Here is a 20810-nt window from a genome sequence, read left to right on the forward strand (position 1 = left end):
TTCGACCAAGGCCTGCTCGATCACGTTCGCCGGCTGCCACTCCTCGACCCACTCCCGGAGCCGAGCTTCCAACTCCGCCGGATCCTCCTGCGGCAACACGACGGGCGCTTTCGACCGCATCCCATGCTTCAACGCGTTCATCCGCGCCTTCGCCTTGCCGGCCTCGGTTTTGGGGCCGGTCGACTTCTGAGCGTTCTCACGATTGGCGCGGATTTGAGCCTCGGTAGCGGGCATGGGAGGAGTCTCCTCGATCGTTTCGGTGGGAATGTCACCTGAAAGGGACGATCGCCGCGACGAGGGGGACGATTCCGAATATCGAGACTTTCACGCCCCATGCCGTCCGATGAATCCGGATGTGCGGATGGAACCACCGTGCGACTCGTGGAGCGGCTCGCTCGACAGGGGGCTTTGGGCCGTGATAGCTTGTCGGGATCGAGTTCCCAGCGCCCGGACGCGAAAAACCTCGGCGGCCCGGGCGATTTGACGACCCGCATTACGGAGACGGCCACGTGAACGCGACCGGACGCACCCTCTCATTGATCCTCGGCCTTTCCCTGGCCTTCGGCTTGTCGGCCGCTCGCGCCGCCGACAAGTTCCCCCGCGTCGAGCTGGACACCTCCGCGGGCAAGATCGTCCTGGAGCTCAACGCCGACAAGGCCCCGATCAGCGTCGAGAACTTCTTGAAGTACGTCGATGAGGGCTTCTACGCCAACACGACCTTCCATCGGGTCATCCCCGGCTTCATGGTCCAGGGGGGCGCGATCGACGATAAGATGAACGAGAAGCGCGACCCCTCCCAGGGCGTCCACCCGTCGATCAAGAACGAATCGAGCAACGGTCTTTCGAACGCCCGCGGGACCGTGGCCATGGCGCGGACGAACAACCCGGATTCGGCCACCTGCCAGTTCTTCATCAACCACGCCGACAACCCCCGCCTCGACACCTACGGCGGCGGCTACGCGGTCTTCGGCAAGGTGGTTGAGGGGATGGACGTCGTCGACGCCATCGCCAAAACTCCGACCACCTCCAAGGGCGGATACGACGACGTTCCGGTCAAGCCGGTGTACATCAAGGCGGTCAAGCGCGTGAACCCGTGACGCCGCCATGTCGCCCGGGCTTCCAGCTTCCCTTGACCCCCGGGGACGCCGTCCCATAAGATTGCGAACTTAGAGGGTTGCGACCATGGCGTCGCCGCCCTCGGTTTACATATAACGTTCGCGCTGCTGGAGGTTCCTGGAAATGGCTCACGTGGTCGCCGAGCCCTGCTTCGATTGCAAGTATACCGATTGCGTGGTGGTCTGCCCCGTCGACTGCTTCTACGAGGGGGCCCAGATGCTGTACATCCACCCCGACGAATGCATCGATTGCGAGGCCTGCGTCCCCGAGTGCCCCGTCGAGGCCATCTTCCACGAGGACAACCTGCCGGAAGAGTGGAAGGAATTCACCCCACTCAACGCCGACATGTCCAAGCAGAGCCCGAACATCAACGAGAAGAAGGACGCCCTGGAAGCTCCCGACTGCGACACCAGCCGCAAGCGGTCCTGACGCCTCCGACCCTCGTTCCGACTCATGAACGACCCCGAGGACTCCCCTCGGGGTCGTTCCATGCGCGGACGGCCAGCAGCACGAGCCCCGCCGCCAGGCAGACCAGGGCCGAAGTGGTCATCACCGGGCGCAGTCCCCAGAGGCTCGCCGCGCGGCCCGTCCAGAGGGCTCCCAGCGGCACCGAGCCGGAGAAGACGACCATCCAGACCCCCATGATTCGCCCTCGGAGCCGGTCCGGGATGGTGAGCTGGATGAGCGTCTGGGTCGACGAATAGAAGAAAGCCGCCCCGAACCAGGCCCCGAACAGGCACCCGCCGCCGCAGACCAGCCGGGCCAGCTCCGGCCAGTCGGGGGACGTCCAGAGCGGATAGAGCGAGGCGGCCAGCAGAAAGAGCGAGAACCAGATCATCCCGAAGGCGATCATCCGCTCCTTGCGGACGCCGTCCCCCATTCTCGCCACGGTCAGGGCCCCGACGGTCGCCCCGGCCCCGCCGCAAGCCAGCAGGACGCTATAGCCGCCGACGTCGACGCCGATGATCCTCTGGGCGAAGACCGGCATCATGGCCTCGTACCCCATCCCCACCAGGCCGAAGAACCCCATCAGGGCCAGGTGGAAGGAGACCCTGGGCTCCCCCTTGAGGTAAGCCAGGCCCGCCAGGACGTCGTTGACCGCCGCGCCCCGGCCGCCGGGAGTCCGCGTCCGCGCGGCTGTCCGGATCGCCAGGACGGAGCCGATCGCCGCGAGGTAGCTGACCGCGTTCAGGGTGAAGCACCCCGCCGCCCCCAGCGTCGCAAAGCCGATCCCGGCCAGCGCCGGACCGATCACCCGCGTCGCGTTGAACAGGCCCGAGTTCAAGGCGATGGCGTTCGTCAGGTTCTTCGAACCGACGAGTTCGTAGAGGAAGATCTGGCGGCTGGGCAGTTCAAAAGTCACGCAGATCCGGGCCGTCGCCAGGATCAGAGCCATCTGCCAGAACGAGATCGCGTCCAGGTGGACGAGCGTCGCCAGCACGACCGCGCAGGCCATCTGGCAGACTTCCATCGCCAGGATCATCGCTCTTGGGGCGACACGATCCGAAATCGCACCGGCGAAGAGGCCGACGACCAGGCCCGGCATCAGGTTGGCCATCTCCAGCAGCCCCAGCCGGTCGGTCGAGCCGGTCTGCTCGTTCACCAGCCAGCGCACGGCCGCCGCCTGAAGCCAGGTCCCGATCAGGCTGATCCCCTGGCCCATGAAAAAGAGCCGGTAATTCCGGATCGAGAGCGACTCGAACATCCCCCGCCGAGGCGTCGAGGGGACCTCGGCGGGCGAGGCCTCGGCCGTCATGGCTGGGCCTTCGCGGGCGGCGAGAGGAGTTGGTAGAGCATGACCGACGCAGAGGCGCCCAGGAACGACGCGGGTGGGAATGACGCGGGCCAGGCGTTGCCCACCGTCTGAGCCAAGATCGGCGACAGCCCGAAGAGCACCCCGACGCCCCAGGCGACGAGCCCAGAGGTCGACCAGCCCGGACGTATTGAGGTGGGCTGTCGGCGGGACTCGGCCACAAGCAGACCCGCCAGCGGAGCGAAGAAAGCCCCGGAGACCTCGGCGATCGTCTCAATGCGGTGCGCCAGGCCTAACGCTCCGGGGATGAAGAGGATGAGGAACCCGAGTAATGCGCTGTCTGGATTGCCGAGCGCCGGCCAGTGACGGCGGAACCGGCTTCGTAAGAGATCCGCCGCGTAAACCGCCGGGGCCAGTGAGGCCAGGCCGAACAACAGCAACAGCCCACCGCCGGCCCATGGTCCGAAGGTCTGGCTCGTCAGAGCCGCTCGGATCGAACCGCCCGCGCCGATCGCCGCCAGAATCGAGGCCGCCAGAAACGCAACCGCCCCCGATCCCAGGAAGCCGACGAGCCCGCCCATCCGCACGTCGCGACGATCCCTGACCGCCCCTCCCCATTCGACGGCCATCAGGAGTGGAAAAGCTAGCGCGGAGAAGACGTACTGGAACAGATGCAGGTCCAGGAGCGTTCCCCCAGCGGTTCGCCCTCCCCACGGGACTCCTCTCCAGACGGCCCAGCCGGCCGCACCGGCGAGCAGAAGCCCCGCGAACGGCCAGTAGATCTTCATCATCGCCACGATCGCGCCCGTCAGGTTGACCCCGACGGCCGAGACGATGATGAACGTCCAGAACGCCAGCGCGGTCAGGACGAGCGGTCCTTCCGGCCTCGCCGCCACTGGTTCCAGCAATCCCCAGGCGACGAGGCCGTCGAGGGTCATCCGCACCGAGTACCCGATCGCGACCGATCCCCAGACGGCCGCGAACAGGCCGTAAAGCACTCCGGCGAGCCATTCGGCGCCGTCGGCTCCCAAAGCTCCGGCCGCGACGACCGGGAGCCGCTTCCGCTCGCGAAGGCCGAGGCCGGCGAGGGGGCGGTAAATCAGCGCGTAGCCGATCAGAAGAGTGATGCAGGCCGTTGTCCAGCGAACCAGGATCGTACTCGACGCTCCGGCCTGGCCGAAGCCGTCCAGCAGGGGGAACCAGACGACGACGCCCAGGAAGGCCGGGGCGAGGGTGGTCGCCCAGCCGTGGGGCTTCGGCGTCGGCGCGTCGAGCAGCTCGCGGACGACGGGGGGGAGTTCGCGCGGGGAGGCTTCGGTTGATGTTGGAGAGGTCACGGTCGTCGTCGGTCCGGGGCCTTGAGTCGTCGCGGCGGAAAGGACATAGTCTACCATGACCGCCGTCCCGGTCGGAGGAGCCCGATGAGAAGGGAGCGCAGCCTGGCGTCGCGAATCCTCGTTTACGCCTGGGCCGCGCCGACGACGCTGGTCGGCCTCCTCGCCGGCGCCCTGACCCTGGCGACGGGCGGCCGAGGGCGCGTCCGCCAGGGAGTGCTCGAATTCCACGGCGGATTTTCCACCTGGCTCGCGACGAAGCTCGGCTTCGGCGCCATGACGCTGGGCCACGTCATCATCGGCTACGACGCCTGGTGGCTCGACGAGTTGCGCCCCCACGAACAGGTCCACGTCCGGCAGGTCGAGCGCTGGGGGGGAGCGTTCATCCCGGCTTATTTCGCCGCCAGCCTGATCGCCTGGTCGAAGGGTGGGCATTACTACTACGACAACTGGTTCGAGGTCGACGCTCGAACCCGGAGCGCCCCGCAGATGGACGGCTTTGACCCCGAGCGTGCGGACGACGATCGGTCTTCCGGCAACGACCGGACCCACGCCGAGGAGCACTTCCTCGCCGGGGACGCCGTGCGCGACGTGGTCATCGGCATGGCCGACGGCCTGACGGTCCCCTTCGCACTGGCGGCCGGCTTGACGGGGGCCGTGCAGGGGAACGGCCTGATCGTGACGGCGGGGCTCGCCGAGGTCGCCGCCGGCTCGATCGCGATGGGCCTGGGAGGATACCTGGCCGCCCGGGGAGAGGCCGACTACTACGACCGCGAACGTCGCCGCGAGGTGAGCGAGGTGGTCAACTTCCCCCAGCTGGAGGAGGCGGAGACGATCGCGATCTTTGAGGAATACGGCCTGAACCCCTATCAGATCGAGCCGATCCTCGACGCGTTTCGCGACCGTCCCGAAGCCTGGGTCGACTTCATGATGCGGTTCGAACTGGGGTTGGAGCGGCCGGCCTCCAACCGGGCGCTGGTCAGCGCGGCGACGATCGGGGGCTCGTACATCGTCGGCGGGTTGATCCCGCTGGGCCCTTACATGCTGATGCAGTCGACGTACGGGGCGCTGGCGGTCTCGGTTGTCGTGACCTTGCTGGCGCTTTTGATTTTCGGATACGTCAAGGGGCGGATCACCGGCCTGAGGCCGTTCCGGGGGGCGTTGGAGACCGCGACGATCGGCGGGCTGGCGGCCCTGGCGGCATTCCTGATCGCCCGGAGTTTCTCCTGAGCCTGGGGGTTTGGGTAGTCCCTTGACAGCGCCTTCCGGGCGGCTTCTACTGCACCGTCGTCGCCACCGTCCCGCCTCCCCACGTCCAGACGATTCGAAGGCCGTCATGAGCACAGAAACCATCCCGACGTCGAGCCCGCTCCCCGACTACATCGCCAGCGCGACGCCCAATCCGCCGGCGAACCGGGCGCCCTGGTATTCGAACACCGCGCCGACGTTCGCGGGGATCTTCCTCTGGTTCGTCTTCTGGAATTCGATGTCGGGCAACGGCCTGAGCGTCGGCGGCCTGTTGGCGAGCCTGGGCGGCGTGGTCGTCGGCGCCCTGATCTGCCACTTCCTCTTCTACCTGGCGCCCGGCCTGCTCGGCATGAAGACGGGCCTGCCTCTTTATGTGGTGGGAACGTCGACCTTCGGCGCGATCGGCGGGCTGATCATGCCGGGCTTCCTGATGGGAGCGCTCCAGTTCGGCTGGCTGGGGGTTAACGCCTACGGCTCGGCCGACGCCTTGATGCAGGGCTTCGGCGGCGACAAGAACATGTTCTACGCCCTGGCGGTGGTCTGGACGGTCGTCGCGGCGTTCGTCGGACTGAAAGGCATTCAGTACGTCGCCAAGGTCGCGACGTTTCTGCCGATCATCCCGCTGGTCGTCCTGATCGTCGGCCTGGCCTACTTCGGGGCGTCGGCGTTCAGCTACAAGCCCGGCGTGGTCGTCGAGGGGAGCAGCGGCGGGATGGCGGCCCTCTTCGGCATGATCGGCGCGATCGTCGGCTTCTTCGGCACGGCCGGCGCGGCGGGCGTCGACTTCGGCACCAACAGCCGAGACGCCAACGACGTCAAGATGGGCGGCCTGATCGGCGTGGTGGTCGCCATCATCCTGACGGCCGGGATCTCGCTCCTGGTCGTCGCCGGCGCCCGCGCCACCGGCGCGATCCCGGAGACCGAGAACCTGATGACCGCGGCCCTGAACGTGAAGCTCACGGGCGGCCTGTACAAGGCGATCATGATCGGCCTGACGCTGGCCTCGTTCCCGGGCGCCTGCTTCTCGTCGTTCATCGCGGCGAACAGCTTCAAGACGGTCATGCCGAAGGTGAACCCGCTGGTCTCGGTCGGGATCGGCACCGTGGTCAGCATTATCCTGGCTGTGACGGGGCTGGCCGCGAACTTGCCGAGCGTCTTCGGCATCATCGGCGCCTCGTTCGGCCCAATCTGCGGCGCCATGACGGCCGACTACATCTTGAACGGCTATCGCTGGAGCGGCCCCCGCGCCGGCTTCAACCCGGCCGGCTGGGTGGCCTGGGCGGTTGGCTTCTTCGTCGGCGTCATGCCCAACCTGCACGCCGTCGCCCCGGCGATCCCGGCCGTCCCCGCCGCGCCGGTGGCCGCCTACATCGTCGGCTTCATCCTCTACTACGTCCTCTACACGGCCGGCCTCAAGACGCCCGTGCTGGACATGCCTCAGCGGATCGACGTCTGAGCGTCGTCCGACGAGCCGACCCAAACGCAAGGGGCCGGGGGGAAGACCCTCGGCCCTTTCGCATGCGCTCGATCAACGCCCCAGCAGCGTGGCGATCATGCTGGGCGGCCGCGTGCCCGGGACGACGATGCGGTCGCCGGGGAAGAGCTGGTAGTTGGTGAGGGTCTCGCCGCGCTCCTTGATGCCGCACCAGTCGATCTGGAGGACCTGCTCGGGGCCGCCGTTGGGGTGAGGGCGTGAGAGATACGCCTTCTCCGGCAGGCTGTTCGACTTGAGGCCGGCCTTGAGGATCGCGTCGAGGACCGTCTCGTTCCCCTTGAGTGGGAAGGCGCCCTCAGAGGCGACGGTCCCCATCACGTAGTAATACTTGCTCTGCGAGTTGCTGATCCGGGCCGAGACGCGGTAGGGCTCGGTCGGCTTCTGGCCCCGGCTGAGGGCTTCCAGCATGAGCTGCTCGGCGACCTTCGCCTCGATCTGTTCGAGCGTCAGGCCGGCGACGTAGACGTCGCCGTAAAGGCCCAGGTCGATCACGCCGTCAGGCTGGACGGTGAACGAGCCGATGGTCCAGTCGGAGAGGCTCGGTTTGACCGTCACGTCGAGTTCGTCGGGGGGCTCGACGACGTAACGGGGCATCGACGTCTTTTCCAGCTCGCGGGGCTGGTCAGGGTCGATTACGCCGCGAATGGGGACGCGGTCGGCCTCTTTCCGGGACTTCAGCGACGAGCAGCCGGGCTGCGCGGCCAGCAAGGCTGCGGTCGTCCCGACGACGATCGTCGCCCGTCCGAGGCTGGGGGCCTTCGGCGTCCGTGCGTCCATGTGCCAGTCACCTCTGAGGAAGGCCGAAGGCGATTCCATCCGTGTTGCGTCAGCGCAGGTCGCGTCTCAGGAGGGCGGCCCAGCGTCGCTGAAAGTCGGGATCGGCCAGGAGCGGCGAGGGCCTCGAAGGAAACTCGGCGTTGACGAAAGAATCCCGGAAGGCTAGTGTCCGACCGCCTCGAATTCGGATTTCGGCCCGTCGAATCGGCAAGGACGGCGACTTCGGCGGATCCCCTGGGATCGGGCCGGCCGGAACCGCGAGGCAAGCCGAGGCGTCTGCCCATGCCATCGACTCCATCGCGCGTGCTCTTCGTGGGACTCGACGGGGGCACGCGCGCCGCGCTCGACCCGATCCTCGACCGCGGCTGGATGCCCAACCTCGCCGCTCTCTGGCGTCGCTCCGCCGTCGGCGGCCTGCGATCGACCGATCCAATGGTGACGCCCGTCGCCTGGACGTCGTTCTCCACCGGCTGCACGCCTCTGACGCACGGCGTTCACGACTTCAACTATCTGGACCACTCCGACGGCACGATCCGCGAGCACGACGCGGCGACCGTCCGCCGGTCGACGATCTGGGAAGTTCTTGCGAATCAGGGACGCTCGATCGTCAGCCTGGGCCTGCCGCTGACCTACCCCGCCCCGAAGATCCGAGGGATCCTGGTCGGAGGCGCCGATTCCCCGGATCGCGACGAGGCCTTCGCCCAGTGTCCGGAGTTCGACGGGCTGCTGCGGGACGAGGTCCCCGACTACACGCACAAGCTCGTCTGGAAGCGTCGCCCGCGCACGGCCGAGGAGGCGATGGAACAGGCCCGCCGCTGCTCGGCGATCTTCGCCGCCCAGGCCGAGGCCGCCTACCGCGCCGATGCTCGCGTGGACTGGACGGCCATGATGGTCCACTACCACAACCTGGACAGCCTCCAGCATCGCATGTGGCCCTACTTCGACGTGGATGACACGGGCGTCCGCGAGGCCGGCTTCACTGAGTCCGTCGAGCAATCGCTCCGGGCGCTCGACGCCTCCATCGGCCGGCTGCTGGACCTGGCCGCGGATCGCGACGCGGCGGTAGTCGTCGTCTCCGACCACGGCTTCGGGCCCTGCCGGCAACTGGTGAACGTCAACGGAATGCTCCGCGCCGCGGGCCTTCAGCGCACGCGGGTTTATGGGACGCGCTTCCGCTACCGGGCGATCCGTCTGCTGGAGCGGTTCCGCCGCTGGCGGGCGCTTCGCGAGCCGGGCGGGAAGGCGCCGACGAAGATCCGGCCGATCGACGGCCAGATCTCGTGCGACTGGTCCCGGACGGTCGCCTTCGCCCCCTTCGGCCAGCTTTGCGGCAACATCTTCCTGAACCGCGAGGCCGTCTCGGGCGCCGCCGCCGATCGCGCGCTGGACGAGATCGTGACGATGATGGCCGACGCCCGCGATCCCGAGACCGGCGACCGGCTCTTCGCCGACGTTTACGCCACGGCCGAGCGCTTCGGCGTCGACCCAGCCGACGAGGGTATGCCCGACGTTTTCGCCCTCTCGGCCGACGGCTACCAGGCCCAGGCCAAGTGGTCCGAGCGCTATCGCAACACGATCATGATGCCCGACCCCGGCCTGCCGGCCACGCACTACGTCCAGGGCGTATTGGCGATCGACGCCCCCGGCGTCCGCCCGGGCCACTCGCTCGAGGCCGAGCTGCACGATCTCGCGCCGACGGCCCTGACGCTGCTGGGCCTCGACGTCCCCTCGTTCATGGAGGGCCGGGTGCTGCAAGAGGCGTTCGACGAGCCCCTGTCGTCGGCCCGCCGGCCCGCTCTCGCCGCGATCATTGAAGGTGCCTGAAGGGATTCACGACCACTCCGTCCTCGTTCTCCCGACTCAACAAGAGGTTGACATGGAAGATATCCAGAAAGACGTCCACACGTTCATCCTGACCGAGTTCCTGCCAGGCGAGGATCCGTCCGAGCTGACCGAATCGACCCCGCTCATCACCGGCGGCATCCTCGACTCGATCACGACGCTCAAGCTGGTCGTCTATCTGGAAGAGCGGTTCGGCATCACCGTCGAAGCCCACGAAGCGGGCGTCGAGCACCTGGACTCGATCAAGCAGATCGCCGATCTCGTCGCTGAGAAGAAGGCGGCCTGACGAGCCCGGTCCGATCGGTCCATAGCGGCCTTCCCCCCTCGCGGGGGCAGGTGGCCCGAAGGGCCGGATGAGGGGGGATCGGCTTCGCGTTCAGAGCGACCGCCGGATGCTTATCCGACGCCGGTCGTCCCCCTCATCTGATCGCTTCGCGATCTGTCTTCCCCCGCGAGGGGGGAAGACCGTTCACGGCTTCAAACGGGTATCACGCCCGCCGGAACCTCCTCGACGACCATCCCCGCCCCCCGCAGATACTCCACCAGGTCCCGCGTCAGCGCGCCGCCCGCGTCCATTCGTGGGACCTTGTGCTGCCCGCCGAGCTTTCCACGCGACCGCATCCAGCCCTCAAAGGCTCCCGGCCGGGCCGCGATCAGAGCGGGCGTCGGGAAGCCCGAGCCTGGCCCGCGATGGGACCGGTAGTCGTCGTTTCGCCGCAGCAGGGCCGCGTCGAGCCGTTCCCGGAACGTCGCTGCGTCGTCAGGGAAGTTTTCAAACTCGATCACATATTGATGGAATCCCAGGGCGTCGCCGAACACCGGGCCGACGTGCCACTCGCGGACGCTCGCCCGTTCTGCATCAGCCGCCTCGGCGATCGCGGCCTCGACCTCCTCGTAGATCAGATGCTCGCCGAAGGCCGACAGGGTGTACTTCGTCCGGCCAGTGAAGCGGAGCAGGGGAGGGTCGAGCGACTCGAAGCGGACGGTGTCGCCGATCACGTGTCCCCACATCCCGGCGCACGTCGATACGACGATCACATAGTCGACGCCCGTCTGGACGTTTCCCAGCCAGTGCCGCGTTTTCGGCTGCTCCCCTTCCTGGTACTCGGCGACGGGGATGAACTCATAGAAGATCCCGTGATCGACGAGCAACCGGAGCAGGCCTGATTCCGGGTCGCCGAAGGCGATGAAGCCCTCGGAGCAGGGATACGTCTCCTGGAGCCGGACGGCGTCCGAGCCGACCACGTCGCGGAACCTCGCCTCGTAGGGGGCGAACTTCACGCCGCCGTGGACGACCAACTCGAGGCGCGGCCAGACCTCGGCGATGGTCGACTCGCCGGTGATTTCGAGCACGCGACGGAAGAGCATCAACAGCCAACTGGGGACGCCGCTGACGAGCGTGATCCGCTCGCGAATGCTCCGCGAGGCGAGCCGCTCCAGCTTCTGGTCCCAGTCCGATTCCAGGGCCAGGTCGAGGGGCGGGAACGTGTAGGGCCGAAGCGCCTCGGCCAGCTCGATCGCCGCGACGCCGCTGAGGTCCCCCTGCCGGACGCCCGGAGCGGGCTCTTCCAACTGGGTCGTCCCGCCGAGAAAGAAGATCCGGCCCTCGAAGAGTCGCGACCCCGGCCGCGCCGCCATGTGCGCGGCGGTGACGGTCTGAGCGGCCTTGCGATTCGAGCGGACCATCTCGTGCGAGACGGGGATGTACTTGGTCGCTCCCTGAGTCGTGCCGCTGGTCAGGGCGAGGTAAGGGATGCGTCCGGGCCAGGCGAGGTTGTCAAAGACGGGATAACGGGCGCGAAGATAGTCGGCCCACATCTCCTCGTAGGTCCGGATCGGAACGCGTCGTTGGAAGCCCTCGACCGACCTGACTCCGCCCAGGCCGTGGTCGCGGCCGAAGCGGGTCTCGCGGGCGAAGGCGGAGAGCCGCCGGATCGTCCGCTCCTGTTCGCGGATCGGGTCGATCGCGGCCAGCCTGTGCATGCGGGCCCGGGCATGCACCTGGAACGCCCGGTTGACGAGCCTGCGGGCTGGGACCGATCCGGTGAGGGCGGTGAGAGAGGCTGTCGCGTTCATAAGGCCTCGACGGGGGGCCGAACGCCCCGGCAGATGTAGACGCCGGCCGGTGGAAAGTTCCGGGGCTCGAAATGGAACTGGACGTCCTCAAACAGCCTGCGATAGAGGCCGCGATACACCCAGGGCATCTCGGTGATCTGGTTGAACGTGCCCTCGGGCTTGAGAACCTGGCCGACCACCCGGATCAACTCCCGCTGAACGTCCTTCGGCAGCGAGGGGGTCGGCAGGCCGGAGACGACATGGTCGACGCGGTCGATCCCTCGGTCGTGCAGCATGCCCGCCAGGTCGCGGGCGTCGCCCTCGATCAGTTCCAGGTTGGGCAGGCCGCCGAATCGGTCGCGGAGCATCCTGGCGAAGTCGGGGTCGCGCTCGACGACCAGGACTCGATCGACGGGGCTGGATCTCTCGGCGAGGACGCGGGTGATCGGGCCGGTGCCCGCGCCCAGCTCGACGATCACGTTGGGGATGCTCCAGTCGATGTTGGAGACGGTCGCCTGAGCGAGCCATCGGCTGCTGGGCGCGAGGCTGGCGATGGCTGTCCCGTGTCGGAGGAACTTGCCCAGGAACAGGATGAAATCGCTCATGGATCAGGAGGGGGAGCGGAGAAGGGGGACGGCCTCGCGGGCGGCCAGGAACCGATTGGCGTCGAGCGGGCGCGGGATCGGGCCCAGTCGATCGTTGAGGAAGCGGACGATCATCTGATTGATGATTCGAGATTTCTCGATCTGGGGGGCGTGCCCGCAGTCGGCCACGACGGCCTGGCGGACGCTGGGGATTCGCTTCGCGGCGAGGATCGAACCGGGGACGTCCGAGAGGACCTGATCGTCGGCCCCCCAGACGACGAGCGTCGGATTGACGACTCTGGGGAGCAGGTCCGCGACCGAGTGGCCGACCGTCCCCCGGAGCGTCTTCAAGACCCCTTTCTTCCAGCGCCGGTTCTGGAACTTTCGCTCGTAGGCCGCGATGAGTCGGTCGTCGGCGAACCGGGGCTTGTGGAAGACCGAGCCCACAAGGCTGTCGTAGCGGCTGCGGCGGACGCCGTCGATCATCGGCATGTTCTCGTCGCCGTGAAATCCGGAGGGGCAGAGCAGGACCATCCGGCCGACCTTCGAAGGGTTCGCGACCGCGTACGTCAGGGCGACCTGGCAGCCCAGGCTCGACGCGACGAGGTGGTAAGGAGCGTTGACTCGCGCCCCTTCCAGGAAAGCCGCCAGCCGGCCGGCGAGATAGTCGACGGTCACCTCGTTGCCGGCTTCGATCCAGTGATGGAGGTCGTCGGAGTCGTAAGTGAGGATCTCGGGAGTCCTCACGTCGAACCGTCGCGAAAGCTGTCGCTTGTTGGCGAACCAGCTTTCAGCCTGCTCGGCCAGACCGTTGACCATCACCAGGGGCGTGCGAGACCCGCTCCGGAGGTTCGGGCGGGGGAGGTCGATCCATTTGAGCACGCGGGGGGGCATGGTGGTTGGGGACTCCTTCGGGACCATCGGCCGCCATGCGACGAACCTATCACGAACTCCCATGCCGGGCCAGCGCATGCGGCGCGGGTTCACGACGAATTCGCGGAGCCCACACGAGTCTGAAACGGCTCTTTCGTCGTTCCCCCTTCTTGACGTTCCCGTGGGCGGCTCGGGAGGATGAGGTCAAGCCACATCGGTTGGTCCTCGTCTCGTCGGCCTGAGATCCTTTCATGCGCGTCTTCATCACGGGCGGATCCGGGCTCATCGGGAGGAGGCTCGCCCGGCGAGTGCTGGAGAAAGGCGGGACGCCCGTCGTCTTGTCTCGTCACACCGACGCCCTCCGCCGCGATCGCTCGATGAGGGACTTCGAGTTCGTCCAGGGGGATCCCACCACGCTCGGCCGTTGGCGGGAGGCCGTTGACGGCTGCGACGCCGTCGTGAACCTCGTCGGCCACAGCGTCTTCGGCGAGCGCTGGAGCGGAGAGGTCAAACGGAAGATCCGCGACAGCCGAGTCTATTCGACCGACAACGTCGTTACGGCGATCTCGGCGGCGAAGAAGCGGCCGAGCGTCCTGGTTCAGGCGTCGGCTATCGGCTACTACGGGCCGAAGGATGACGAAGTGTTGGAGGAGTCGGCACCGTCGGGGACCGATTTCCTGGCCGTCGTCTGCCGCGAGTGGGAGGACGCCTCGGCGGGCGTCGACGCCCTGGGCGTGCGCCGGGCGGTCGTGCGGATCGGCGTGGTTCTGGCTCCCGGTGAAGGGGCGTTGAAGACCATGACGCCGCTCTTCAAGCTCGGCCCGGGCGTCCCTGTCGGCGGCGACGGCCCTTTCAGCCCGGCGCGGGGACTTCAGTGGATGAGCTGGATCCACGTCGACGACGTCGTCGGGATCCTCGAAATGGCCCTCAGCAACTCGAACGCCGTCGGTCCGATCAACGGGGTCGCCCCCAACCCCGTCCGGAACGCCGACTTTTCCCGGGCGCTCTCGAACGTCCTCTGGAAACCGTACGCCCCCTGGCGGGTCTTCCTCCCGATCGGCCCGCCGAACGCCCTGCTCCGCCTGGTGCTCGGAGAGGTCGCCAGCGTCGTCACGAAAGGCCAGCGCGTGATCCCGCGCCGGGCTGCGGAATTGGGGTACGCCTTCCAATTTCCCGAATTGGCCGAGGCTCTCGAGGACGTATTTCTCCCGTCCGGGTCCGCGTCGATCGCCCATTGAACCCAAGGGAATTACTTCAGCAGATAACCCGCCGCGACTCCAGCGGCGAAGGTCCCGGCGAAAGCAGCCAGGATCACCGAGAGCAGCAGGGCTGGGCGTTCGGCGGCCGTGGAGGCCAGGGGAGCGAACCATTGCGGGTAGCGGACGGCCGGCGCTGGCGGGGGAACCGTCGAGACGGCGACGACGGCCGGGGGGGGCGTGGGCTCGGGGAGAGAGTCGTCGGGGGGGAGCGAAGGCGACGGCGGCGACGGGGGGGGAGCGGGCGTCGGCTTGCGAGTTTTTGGGCGGATCAACGCCTGGAGGGCCTCGGAGGCTTCGGTCGCGTTCTCGAAGCGGTCCTGAGGCTTCAACGCCAGGAGTTTGTCCAGCACGCGCTGGGCGTTGGAGGGGAAGTCCGGCAGGTACTCGGTGATGGGAATGTGCGGGTTGCTGATCCGGCGTCCCAGGCGGTCGATCGGCGAGGCGCCAGGGAAGGCGTGTTTGCCGGTCATCAGGTGGTACATGGAGCAGCCGAGGCTGAACAGGTCGCTGCGGCCGTCGACGTCTTTCCCCAGCGCCTGCTCGGGGGACATGTAGTCGACCGTCCCCACGGCGATGCCGTCAGCCGTGGCGAACGTCGCCCCGTCGTCGGCCTCCATCAGGACGCCCAGGCCGAGGTCGAGGATCTTTACCTTGCGGTCGTCCCCCACCAGGATGTTCGACGGTTTGATGTCGCGGTGGACCATCCCCTGGGAGTGGGCGTGGGCCAGCCCCAGCGCGGCCTGCGACGCGTAGTCGATCATCTCCGCGGCGGGGACCGGCCCGCGACGGAGGCGGTCGCCCAGGCTCTCGCCGTTGACGTACTCCATGACGATGTAGAGGACGCGGTTGGCGCGGTCGGCGTCGTAGGCGCGGACGACGTTGGGGTGGTCGAGCCGGCCCACCAGCTTCATCTCGCGCTGAAAGCGAGCCACGACGCGGTCGTTGGAGGCGATTTCCGGAGCGATGATCTTGAGGGCGACCACCCGGTCCATCATTTGATGGTGGGCCTTGTAGACCCTCCCCATCGAGCCGGCCCCGATCCGGTCGAGGATCACGTATCGGCCGACGACCATCCCGTAAGGCTTGTTGGCCAAAAGCCTTTTGGCCTGATAGGGGGTGATGAATCGGTCTCGGATCAGGCGTTCGGCCAGTTTCACGGGGGCGGAGGGGTATTCGCCGGTGGCGACCCGGCCGCAGACGTCCTCGAACTGGCGGTCGGAGAGGATCCCCGAGGATTGGAGGACCGGCAGGAGATCGGCCGGCGTTCGGCCGTCGGACCTCGGGATTTCGGGGCTCGCCATCGCCATACGCACTCCCCCGGCCTCGCCGTCCCGCCGCGTCGTCCCTACGGTCCTGCTCGGGTTCGGACGCATGATCGCACCTGATTAGGGTATCAAAAGTTCAGAGCGCCCTCAATCTTCGTTCGCCTGCCCGGGTTGCGACGCTTCGCCTCTGACGAAGCGTCGACGGAGGGCGTCCCACCCTGGACGCTCGTTCCCGCAGGGGCTACCATCGAGGCTCACCGCGCGCGTTCGCTGCTCGACGGCGCAACCTCTCCCGAGCCTAATCTAAGACGTTTCTGGGCAGACGTCCTGTCAAGACGGAAGGAATTTCGGTTATGTCGGCGCCGAGCGACCCCCAGCAGGCCTTGCGAGACTTCCCCCGGCGCCACGATTTCTTCATCGGGATCGACAGCGACGGCTGCGCGTTCGACACGATGGAGGTGAAGCATAAAGAGTGCTTCATCCCCAACATCATCGACGCTTACGACCTGGCGGCGATCTCCAAGTACGTCCGCGAGGCGGCCGAATTCGTCAACCTGTACTCGCACTGGCGGGGCATCAACCGCTTCCCGGCGCTCACCATGGCCTTCGACCTGGTGATGAACCGGCCCGAGGTCGTCGCCCGGCGGTTCAAGATGCCGGCGCTCGAAGGCGTCCGAGCCTGGATCCAGCGCGAGACGAAGCTCTCCAACCCCACCCTCAAAGCCGAGGTCGCCAAGACCAACGACGCCGACCTGACTCTGGCCCTGAAGTGGAGCGAGGCCGTCAACAAGACGGTCACCCAGATCGTCCACGACGTTCCGCCGTTCCCCTACGTCCGCGAGTCGCTGGAGTGCCTCCAGGACAAGGCCGACGTCATGGTCGTTTCCGCCACGCCGGGCGAGGCGCTCGAGCGTGAGTGGGAAGAGAACGGGATCAAGCCCTACGTCGGCCTGATCGCCGGCCAGGAGCTGGGGAGCAAGAAGGAACACCTGGCGCTGGCGGCCGTCGGCAAGTACGACTTGAACAAGATCCTGATGATCGGCGACGCCCCCGGCGACATGAAGGCCGCCTTCGATAACAACGTCCTCTTCTACCCGATCGATCCGGTTTACGAGGACCAGTCGTGGCAGCGGTTTTTCGAGGAAGCTCTCCCCAAGTTCCTCAACGGCGACTACGCCGGCGCTTACATGGACGCCCAGGTCGCCCGTTTCCAGACCCTCCTGCCGACCACGCCGCCGTGGAAGACGGTCTGAGTTCACTGCGGCGAGAGAGCGGCGACCGCTCGGATTGCGCCTGGCGAAGGAGGCCGCTTCTGGTGCAACCCGATCGGTCGGCGCTCTCGATCGCTTACCGAGGCCGAGGCGCGGCCTTCCGCAGGTCGTCGTAGCTCATGCCCGTGAAGAAGCTCTGAACCCAGGAACTCATGGCGCCGGGAGCGTTCGCGACGGCCGCCATGAATCCGCCCGGCGGATTGACCTCGTCGCGAAGTTGCAAGAGTTGGCGATAAAGGACGTTGAAGACCTCACGCTGGCGGGGAGTCGAGGCCACGCCGAAGCGAAGGTTGAACGCATTCATGAAGCTCAGCAGATCGCCGAGGGTGGCGTCCGGACGCTTGCCGACGCCGGACACGAAGGACTCGATATTGGGGGCCTTGAGCATCGCGATCAGGCCGTGTAGAGCTTTCAGGTAACGGTCCGCCTGTTTGAGTTCGATGCTGTTCGGGGGCAAGATCCCCAAAGCCGTGTCCTCGGTCTTGTAGAGGGCTTCCAGGAGTTCGCGAACGGTCGCGGGGTCCGGGGCGTCGTCCTTCTCGACCTGATCGAGGATTTTCTGATCGAGCGATCGGATGGCCTCGAAGTGGGCGGTGAATTCGGGCCTGAGCAAGGGAGCGGGCCGATCCCCCGTGGCGAGTTGATGGAGACCGACCGTGATCGCGGCGGCGTTGTAGCGGAACGGAATCTCGCGGATGACGTCGGCTCCGATCCTGACCTGCGCCGCGCGAAGCGCTTTGGCGTAGACCCTGGGGTCGTTGATCTCCTCGAGGGCGACGTTCAACGCGTCGCCTTGAGTGACGTCGCGCGGTTCGGGATTGTCCCGCAGCCGTTTGCGGATCTGATCAAGTTGCAGATTGGTGTTCTCGCGTCGTCGTTGCATTCGACGGAGATACGCCTGGTTCGCCTGCCTCTGCGATTCGTGGACGTATTCATTCCACCGTATGACCGTATCCGTGTTGATCGAATCCGCGATAGCGCTTTGCTTGTTGTAGAAGCCCGCCCCCTGGGCGAACGCCCCGAGACCTCTCGCTTGATCCCCCGCCGCAGTGGCGCCGCCCCAGCCTCCCCATCCCCAATTGCCGAACCCGCCGGGAAAACCCCACTGCGCCCGGGCCGAAACCCCTAGCATGGACCATAGGACGCAGCAAAGGCCGAACGTCAATCCAGGTCGCTTGAGCATGTCGTCTCCAGGCTTCACGGTTTAAATCGTGATCAAATGAATGATGCGTGAGTTCGGCGCGACGCCGGGCGTCGTGCGATTTGAAACGCTCCGCGGAACCCGAGCGAAACCTTGATCGCTTCCTCCAGCCGGGCGATCGAGTCACGCGAGCAGGCCTCCAGGGATTCTCCTCCATTCGTACGAAATCCCAAGAAGCATGTCCGGAAATGAATGAGAATCTCCCCGGGCCGGACGATTCGGCGTGATCGCCTTGCGAGATTCCTCGGCCTGATCGACGTCTTCGAGATTCAACATGCCAGACCTCGACGGCGCTTGCGAAAAGACGGGCCGTTTCGACTGGAGTTGCGAATGGCGGCGGTTTCTCAGGCGTCCCTGGACTTGACGGCGACCCGACTCGACAGGCTGGAGGCGGCGAATCGGGGGCTGAGGCGACGGGGCTCGGCGACGACGGCGGCGCTCGTGAGTCTGGCAGACGCGGCGTTCCTGGTCGGGGCCGCGCAAGACAACGACGGTGCCTTTCGCGAGGTCTCGGCCGAATCGATGACGATCCGGGATAAGGACGGCAAGCCGCGGATGCAGATCACCACGGGCGAGGTCGGCGTCGAGTCCCATAGCCTTCCGGACCCGAAGGGGACCGAGCGTATCCGGATCGCTCTCAAGGAAGTTTATGAGCAACCACCAGGAGGGCAACGTCCGCGTGGCGTCCGAGACGTCGAGCGACGGCCAGGGCTTTCTGCGGTTCCTCGACAAGGGAGGCGAGCGGCGAGTCACCGTCGGCACCTTCCCCGACGGCACCGCGGGACAGGTCGTCCGCGACAAGGACGGAAAGGTCTGGATCATCAACTCAACCAACGCCGATGGCTCCGTCGTCCTGGAAGCCGACAAGTAAATCAGGATCGGTTATTCGTCGTCCTCGAGCCCCAACGCGCGGAGCCTGGCCGCCAGACGATCCGCGCGTTGCCTTTCCGCTTCGGCACGCTCCTCGGCCGATTGTGCGCGGCGCGAGGCCTCCAGGGCGCGACGGGCCTCGTCGTTGGCGCGACGGGCTTCCTCGTCGGCGCGATGGGATTCCTCGTTGGCGCGGCGGGCCTCGGCGTCGGCGCGGTGGTGGAGTTCACGGTAGGTCTCGAAGACGCGGCCGTCGGGGCGGTGGATGACCAGGGCTTCTTTGCGGCGGGGGGCCTCGAAGGTCACGCCGAGGCGGGGGCTCCGCCAGCCGTCCATCCGGGGAATGGATTGCAGGCCGGCTTCGTTGCGGCGCCAGCCGAAGAGGTCGCCGGTCTTGGGCTTGTAGTAGTAATACTCCTCGACGCCATGCTCGTCGTAAAACTGAAGCTTGCGCTCCATCTGTTTTTTCGTGTTCTTCGGCGAGTGGATCTCGAAGACGACGTTCGGCGGGGAGCCTTCCCACCACTGCTTGTAGGAGTGCCGGTCGGCCTTGGGGCGGTTGAAGGCGACCATGACGTCCGGGGCCATGCACTGCTTCGGATCCCCCTCGACGGCGTACCAGAGCATGTCGCCGGCGATGAAAACGTTGGGGTCGTCTTCGAAGAGACTTTCGAGTCCTTCCTTGATCGTCACCATCCAGTTGAACTGCGTGGAATTGTCGGCCATCGGTTTGCCGTCGCTGTCAGGGTACCTCGGGTCGTAGGGATCGAGGAACGGCGGGTCCATCAGGACCAGCGGCGGCGTGGACTTGGCAATGCTCACGGCCGGGCCTCCGAGCGTCGCTTGGGTTCAGGCGTTCACTCAAGGGATAGCACAATTCAGACGGGGACGCCACGCGGATTCGGCGCGGTCGCCGCCGTTGCTGGGCCTTCCGCGCCCTTGCAATGCGCTGATCATGGCCGCAGCCCCCACGAATCGGGGCACCCGAGCGGTCGGTCGGCGTTGGCCGGGGCTAGACGACAGCCACCGAGAAGTCCCGCCGAAAGCGTCTGCTCCTGGTGAAAGCCGAGATAAAACCGATGTTTCGGGATACTTTGTTAAATGTTTCGAAGTGACGGCGATGAAGAGCCGTGATAATCTCCACGAAATTGTGGACGATCCGAACCCGCCCGTAGTTATCTCTTCAGGCTTGATAACGATGGGTGATCCGGGCATGAACAACAACTCGGCGACCGATTCGCGCCTTTTATGTCGGATCAAGGAGGGGGACGAGGGGGCCCTGGTTGAGCTTTTCGCCAGGCACCGGGACCGCCTCAAGAGGATGGTGCGCCTTCGGCTCGACCGGCGGCTTCAGGGACGCGTCGATCCGTCGGATGTGATCCAGGAGGCGCACCTGGAAGTGCTCCGGCGCGCCGGGGAATACGTTCGCGACCCCGCGATGCCCGCGTTCCTCTGGCTCCGCTTCCTCACGGGCGAGAGGCTTCTGCACGTCCACCGCCGGCATCTTGGGACCCAGATGCGGGACGTCGGGCAGGAGGTGTCGCTTCATCGAGGACCTATCCCGCAGGCCACCTCGGTGTCGCTGGCGGCGTTACTCCTCGGGAAGCTGACCTCCCCCACGCAGGCCGCTCAGCGAGCCGAGATGCAACTCCGTCTGCAAGCCATTCTCAATGAGATGGACCCGATCGATCGCGAGGTCTTGACGCTCCGTCACTTCGAGGAACTCAGCAACTCCGAGACGGCGCGGGTTCTCGGTCTGGAGAAGACCGCGGCGAGCAACCGCTACATTCGAGCTTTGAAACGTCTCAGGGACGTCATGGCCACCATGCCAGGGTTTTTCGAGCCCTGAACCGAACGACGGATCGAA

Annotated in this window: 19 protein-coding genes and 1 pseudogene; 10 read left to right on the top strand and 10 right to left on the bottom strand. The window is 66.6% G+C overall.

Annotated features, from left to right (window positions below; translation table 11 throughout):
• Positions 1 to 234: pseudogene (locus G5C50_RS24300) on the bottom strand (hypothetical protein); the annotation flags it as partial.
• 275 nt (positions 235 to 509) lie between these two features.
• Here G5C50_RS24300 and G5C50_RS24305 point away from each other — a divergent pair.
• A complete protein-coding gene (locus tag G5C50_RS24305) occupies positions 510 to 1097 on the top strand; it encodes a peptidylprolyl isomerase (RefSeq protein ID WP_165073568.1) in 588 nt (195 codons plus the stop codon).
• Between the two features lie 142 nt (positions 1098 to 1239).
• Positions 1240 to 1545 (top strand): ferredoxin family protein, encoded by a 306-nt coding sequence (locus tag G5C50_RS24310; protein ID WP_165073569.1) that lies wholly within the window; start codon positions 1240 to 1242, stop codon positions 1543 to 1545.
• A 22-nt stretch (positions 1546 to 1567) separates the two neighbouring features.
• Here G5C50_RS24310 and G5C50_RS24315 read toward each other — a convergent pair whose 3' ends face one another.
• Positions 1568 to 2872, bottom strand: coding sequence for an MFS transporter (locus G5C50_RS24315; protein WP_165073570.1), 1305 nt, complete (start codon positions 2870 to 2872; stop codon positions 1568 to 1570).
• Positions 2869 to 4263, bottom strand: coding sequence for a hypothetical protein (locus G5C50_RS24320; protein WP_165073571.1), 1395 nt, complete (start codon positions 4261 to 4263; stop codon positions 2869 to 2871). The genes G5C50_RS24315 and G5C50_RS24320 overlap by 4 nt, the downstream gene beginning before the upstream one ends.
• Before the next feature lie 27 nt (positions 4264 to 4290).
• Here G5C50_RS24320 and G5C50_RS32795 point away from each other — a divergent pair, with 27 nt between their 5' ends.
• Together G5C50_RS32795 and G5C50_RS24335 are read left to right on the top strand one after the other, a co-directional pair.
• Positions 4291 to 5433, top strand: coding sequence for a VIT1/CCC1 transporter family protein (locus G5C50_RS32795; RefSeq protein ID WP_240907346.1), 1143 nt, complete (start codon positions 4291 to 4293; stop codon positions 5431 to 5433).
• A gap of 106 nt (positions 5434 to 5539) precedes the next feature.
• Positions 5540 to 6907, top strand: coding sequence for a cytosine permease (locus G5C50_RS24335; protein ID WP_165073572.1), 1368 nt, complete (start codon positions 5540 to 5542; stop codon positions 6905 to 6907).
• A 72-nt stretch (positions 6908 to 6979) separates the two neighbouring features.
• On the opposite strand, the gene G5C50_RS24340 is transcribed toward G5C50_RS24335, so the two are convergent.
• Positions 6980 to 7723 carry a polysaccharide biosynthesis/export family protein gene (locus tag G5C50_RS24340; protein WP_165073573.1) on the bottom strand — a complete coding sequence of 248 codons (744 nt, stop codon included), beginning with the start codon at positions 7721 to 7723 and terminating at the stop codon, positions 6980 to 6982.
• Between the two features lie 282 nt (positions 7724 to 8005).
• On the opposite strand from G5C50_RS24340, the gene G5C50_RS24345 reads away from it, so the two are divergent.
• Together G5C50_RS24345 and G5C50_RS24350 are read left to right on the top strand one after the other, a co-directional pair.
• Positions 8006 to 9547, top strand: a complete 1542-nt coding sequence (locus G5C50_RS24345; RefSeq protein WP_165073574.1) for an alkaline phosphatase family protein — start codon at positions 8006 to 8008, stop codon at positions 9545 to 9547.
• A 52-nt stretch (positions 9548 to 9599) separates the two neighbouring features.
• Positions 9600 to 9851 (top strand): acyl carrier protein, encoded by a 252-nt coding sequence (locus tag G5C50_RS24350; RefSeq protein ID WP_165073575.1) that lies wholly within the window; start codon positions 9600 to 9602, stop codon positions 9849 to 9851.
• Between the two features lie 191 nt (positions 9852 to 10042).
• Here the strand turns inward: G5C50_RS24350 and G5C50_RS24355 are convergent, their stop codons facing one another.
• From G5C50_RS24355 to G5C50_RS24365, 3 genes are read right to left on the bottom strand one after another with little or no spacing between them, the layout of a single operon-like run.
• Complete coding sequence (locus G5C50_RS24355) at positions 10043 to 11641, bottom strand: GH3 family domain-containing protein (RefSeq protein ID WP_165073576.1); 1599 nt, start codon at positions 11639 to 11641, stop codon at positions 10043 to 10045.
• Entirely contained in the window at positions 11638 to 12225 is a 588-nt protein-coding gene (gene olsG, locus G5C50_RS24360; protein WP_165073577.1) for an ornithine lipid N-methyltransferase, read from the bottom strand. The genes G5C50_RS24355 and olsG overlap by 4 nt, the downstream gene beginning before the upstream one ends.
• Positions 12226 to 12228: 3 nt before the next feature.
• A complete protein-coding gene (locus G5C50_RS24365; RefSeq protein ID WP_165073578.1) occupies positions 12229 to 13098 on the bottom strand; it encodes an alpha/beta fold hydrolase in 870 nt (289 codons plus the stop codon).
• Between the two features lie 230 nt (positions 13099 to 13328).
• On the opposite strand from G5C50_RS24365, the gene G5C50_RS24370 reads away from it, so the two are divergent.
• On the top strand, positions 13329 to 14315 hold the full coding sequence (locus G5C50_RS24370; RefSeq protein WP_165073579.1) for a TIGR01777 family oxidoreductase: 987 nt from the start codon (positions 13329 to 13331) through the stop codon (positions 14313 to 14315).
• Positions 14316 to 14326: 11 nt separating this feature from the next.
• On the opposite strand, the gene G5C50_RS24375 is transcribed toward G5C50_RS24370, so the two are convergent.
• On the bottom strand, positions 14327 to 15637 hold the full coding sequence (locus G5C50_RS24375) for a serine/threonine-protein kinase (protein WP_165073580.1): 1311 nt from the start codon (positions 15635 to 15637) through the stop codon (positions 14327 to 14329).
• Between the two features lie 317 nt (positions 15638 to 15954).
• Here G5C50_RS24375 and G5C50_RS24380 point away from each other — a divergent pair, with 317 nt between their 5' ends.
• Positions 15955 to 16854 (top strand): HAD family hydrolase, encoded by a 900-nt coding sequence (locus G5C50_RS24380; protein ID WP_165073581.1) that lies wholly within the window; start codon positions 15955 to 15957, stop codon positions 16852 to 16854.
• Between the two features lie 94 nt (positions 16855 to 16948).
• Here the strand turns inward: G5C50_RS24380 and G5C50_RS24385 are convergent, their stop codons facing one another.
• Positions 16949 to 18055, bottom strand: coding sequence for a basic helix-loop-helix domain-containing protein (locus G5C50_RS24385; protein WP_165073582.1), 1107 nt, complete (start codon positions 18053 to 18055; stop codon positions 16949 to 16951).
• Between the two features lie 667 nt (positions 18056 to 18722).
• Between G5C50_RS24385 and G5C50_RS24390 the strand changes: the two genes are divergently transcribed.
• The gene (locus G5C50_RS24390) at positions 18723 to 18944 is read left to right on the top strand and encodes a hypothetical protein (protein WP_165073583.1); all 222 of its coding nucleotides are present in this window, start codon (positions 18723 to 18725) and stop codon (positions 18942 to 18944) included.
• 11 nt (positions 18945 to 18955) lie between these two features.
• On the opposite strand, the gene G5C50_RS24395 is transcribed toward G5C50_RS24390, so the two are convergent.
• Complete coding sequence (locus G5C50_RS24395) at positions 18956 to 19765, bottom strand: Uma2 family endonuclease (protein WP_240907347.1); 810 nt, start codon at positions 19763 to 19765, stop codon at positions 18956 to 18958.
• Positions 19766 to 20156: 391 nt separating this feature from the next.
• Between G5C50_RS24395 and G5C50_RS24400 the strand changes: the two genes are divergently transcribed.
• Positions 20157 to 20792 carry a sigma-70 family RNA polymerase sigma factor gene (locus G5C50_RS24400; protein WP_165073637.1) on the top strand — a complete coding sequence of 212 codons (636 nt, stop codon included), beginning with the start codon at positions 20157 to 20159 and terminating at the stop codon, positions 20790 to 20792.
• Positions 20793 to 20810: the final 18 nt, after the last annotated feature.

This window comes from Paludisphaera rhizosphaerae (assembly GCF_011065895.1).
GTDB lineage: Bacteria > Planctomycetota > Planctomycetia > Isosphaerales > Isosphaeraceae > Paludisphaera > Paludisphaera rhizosphaerae.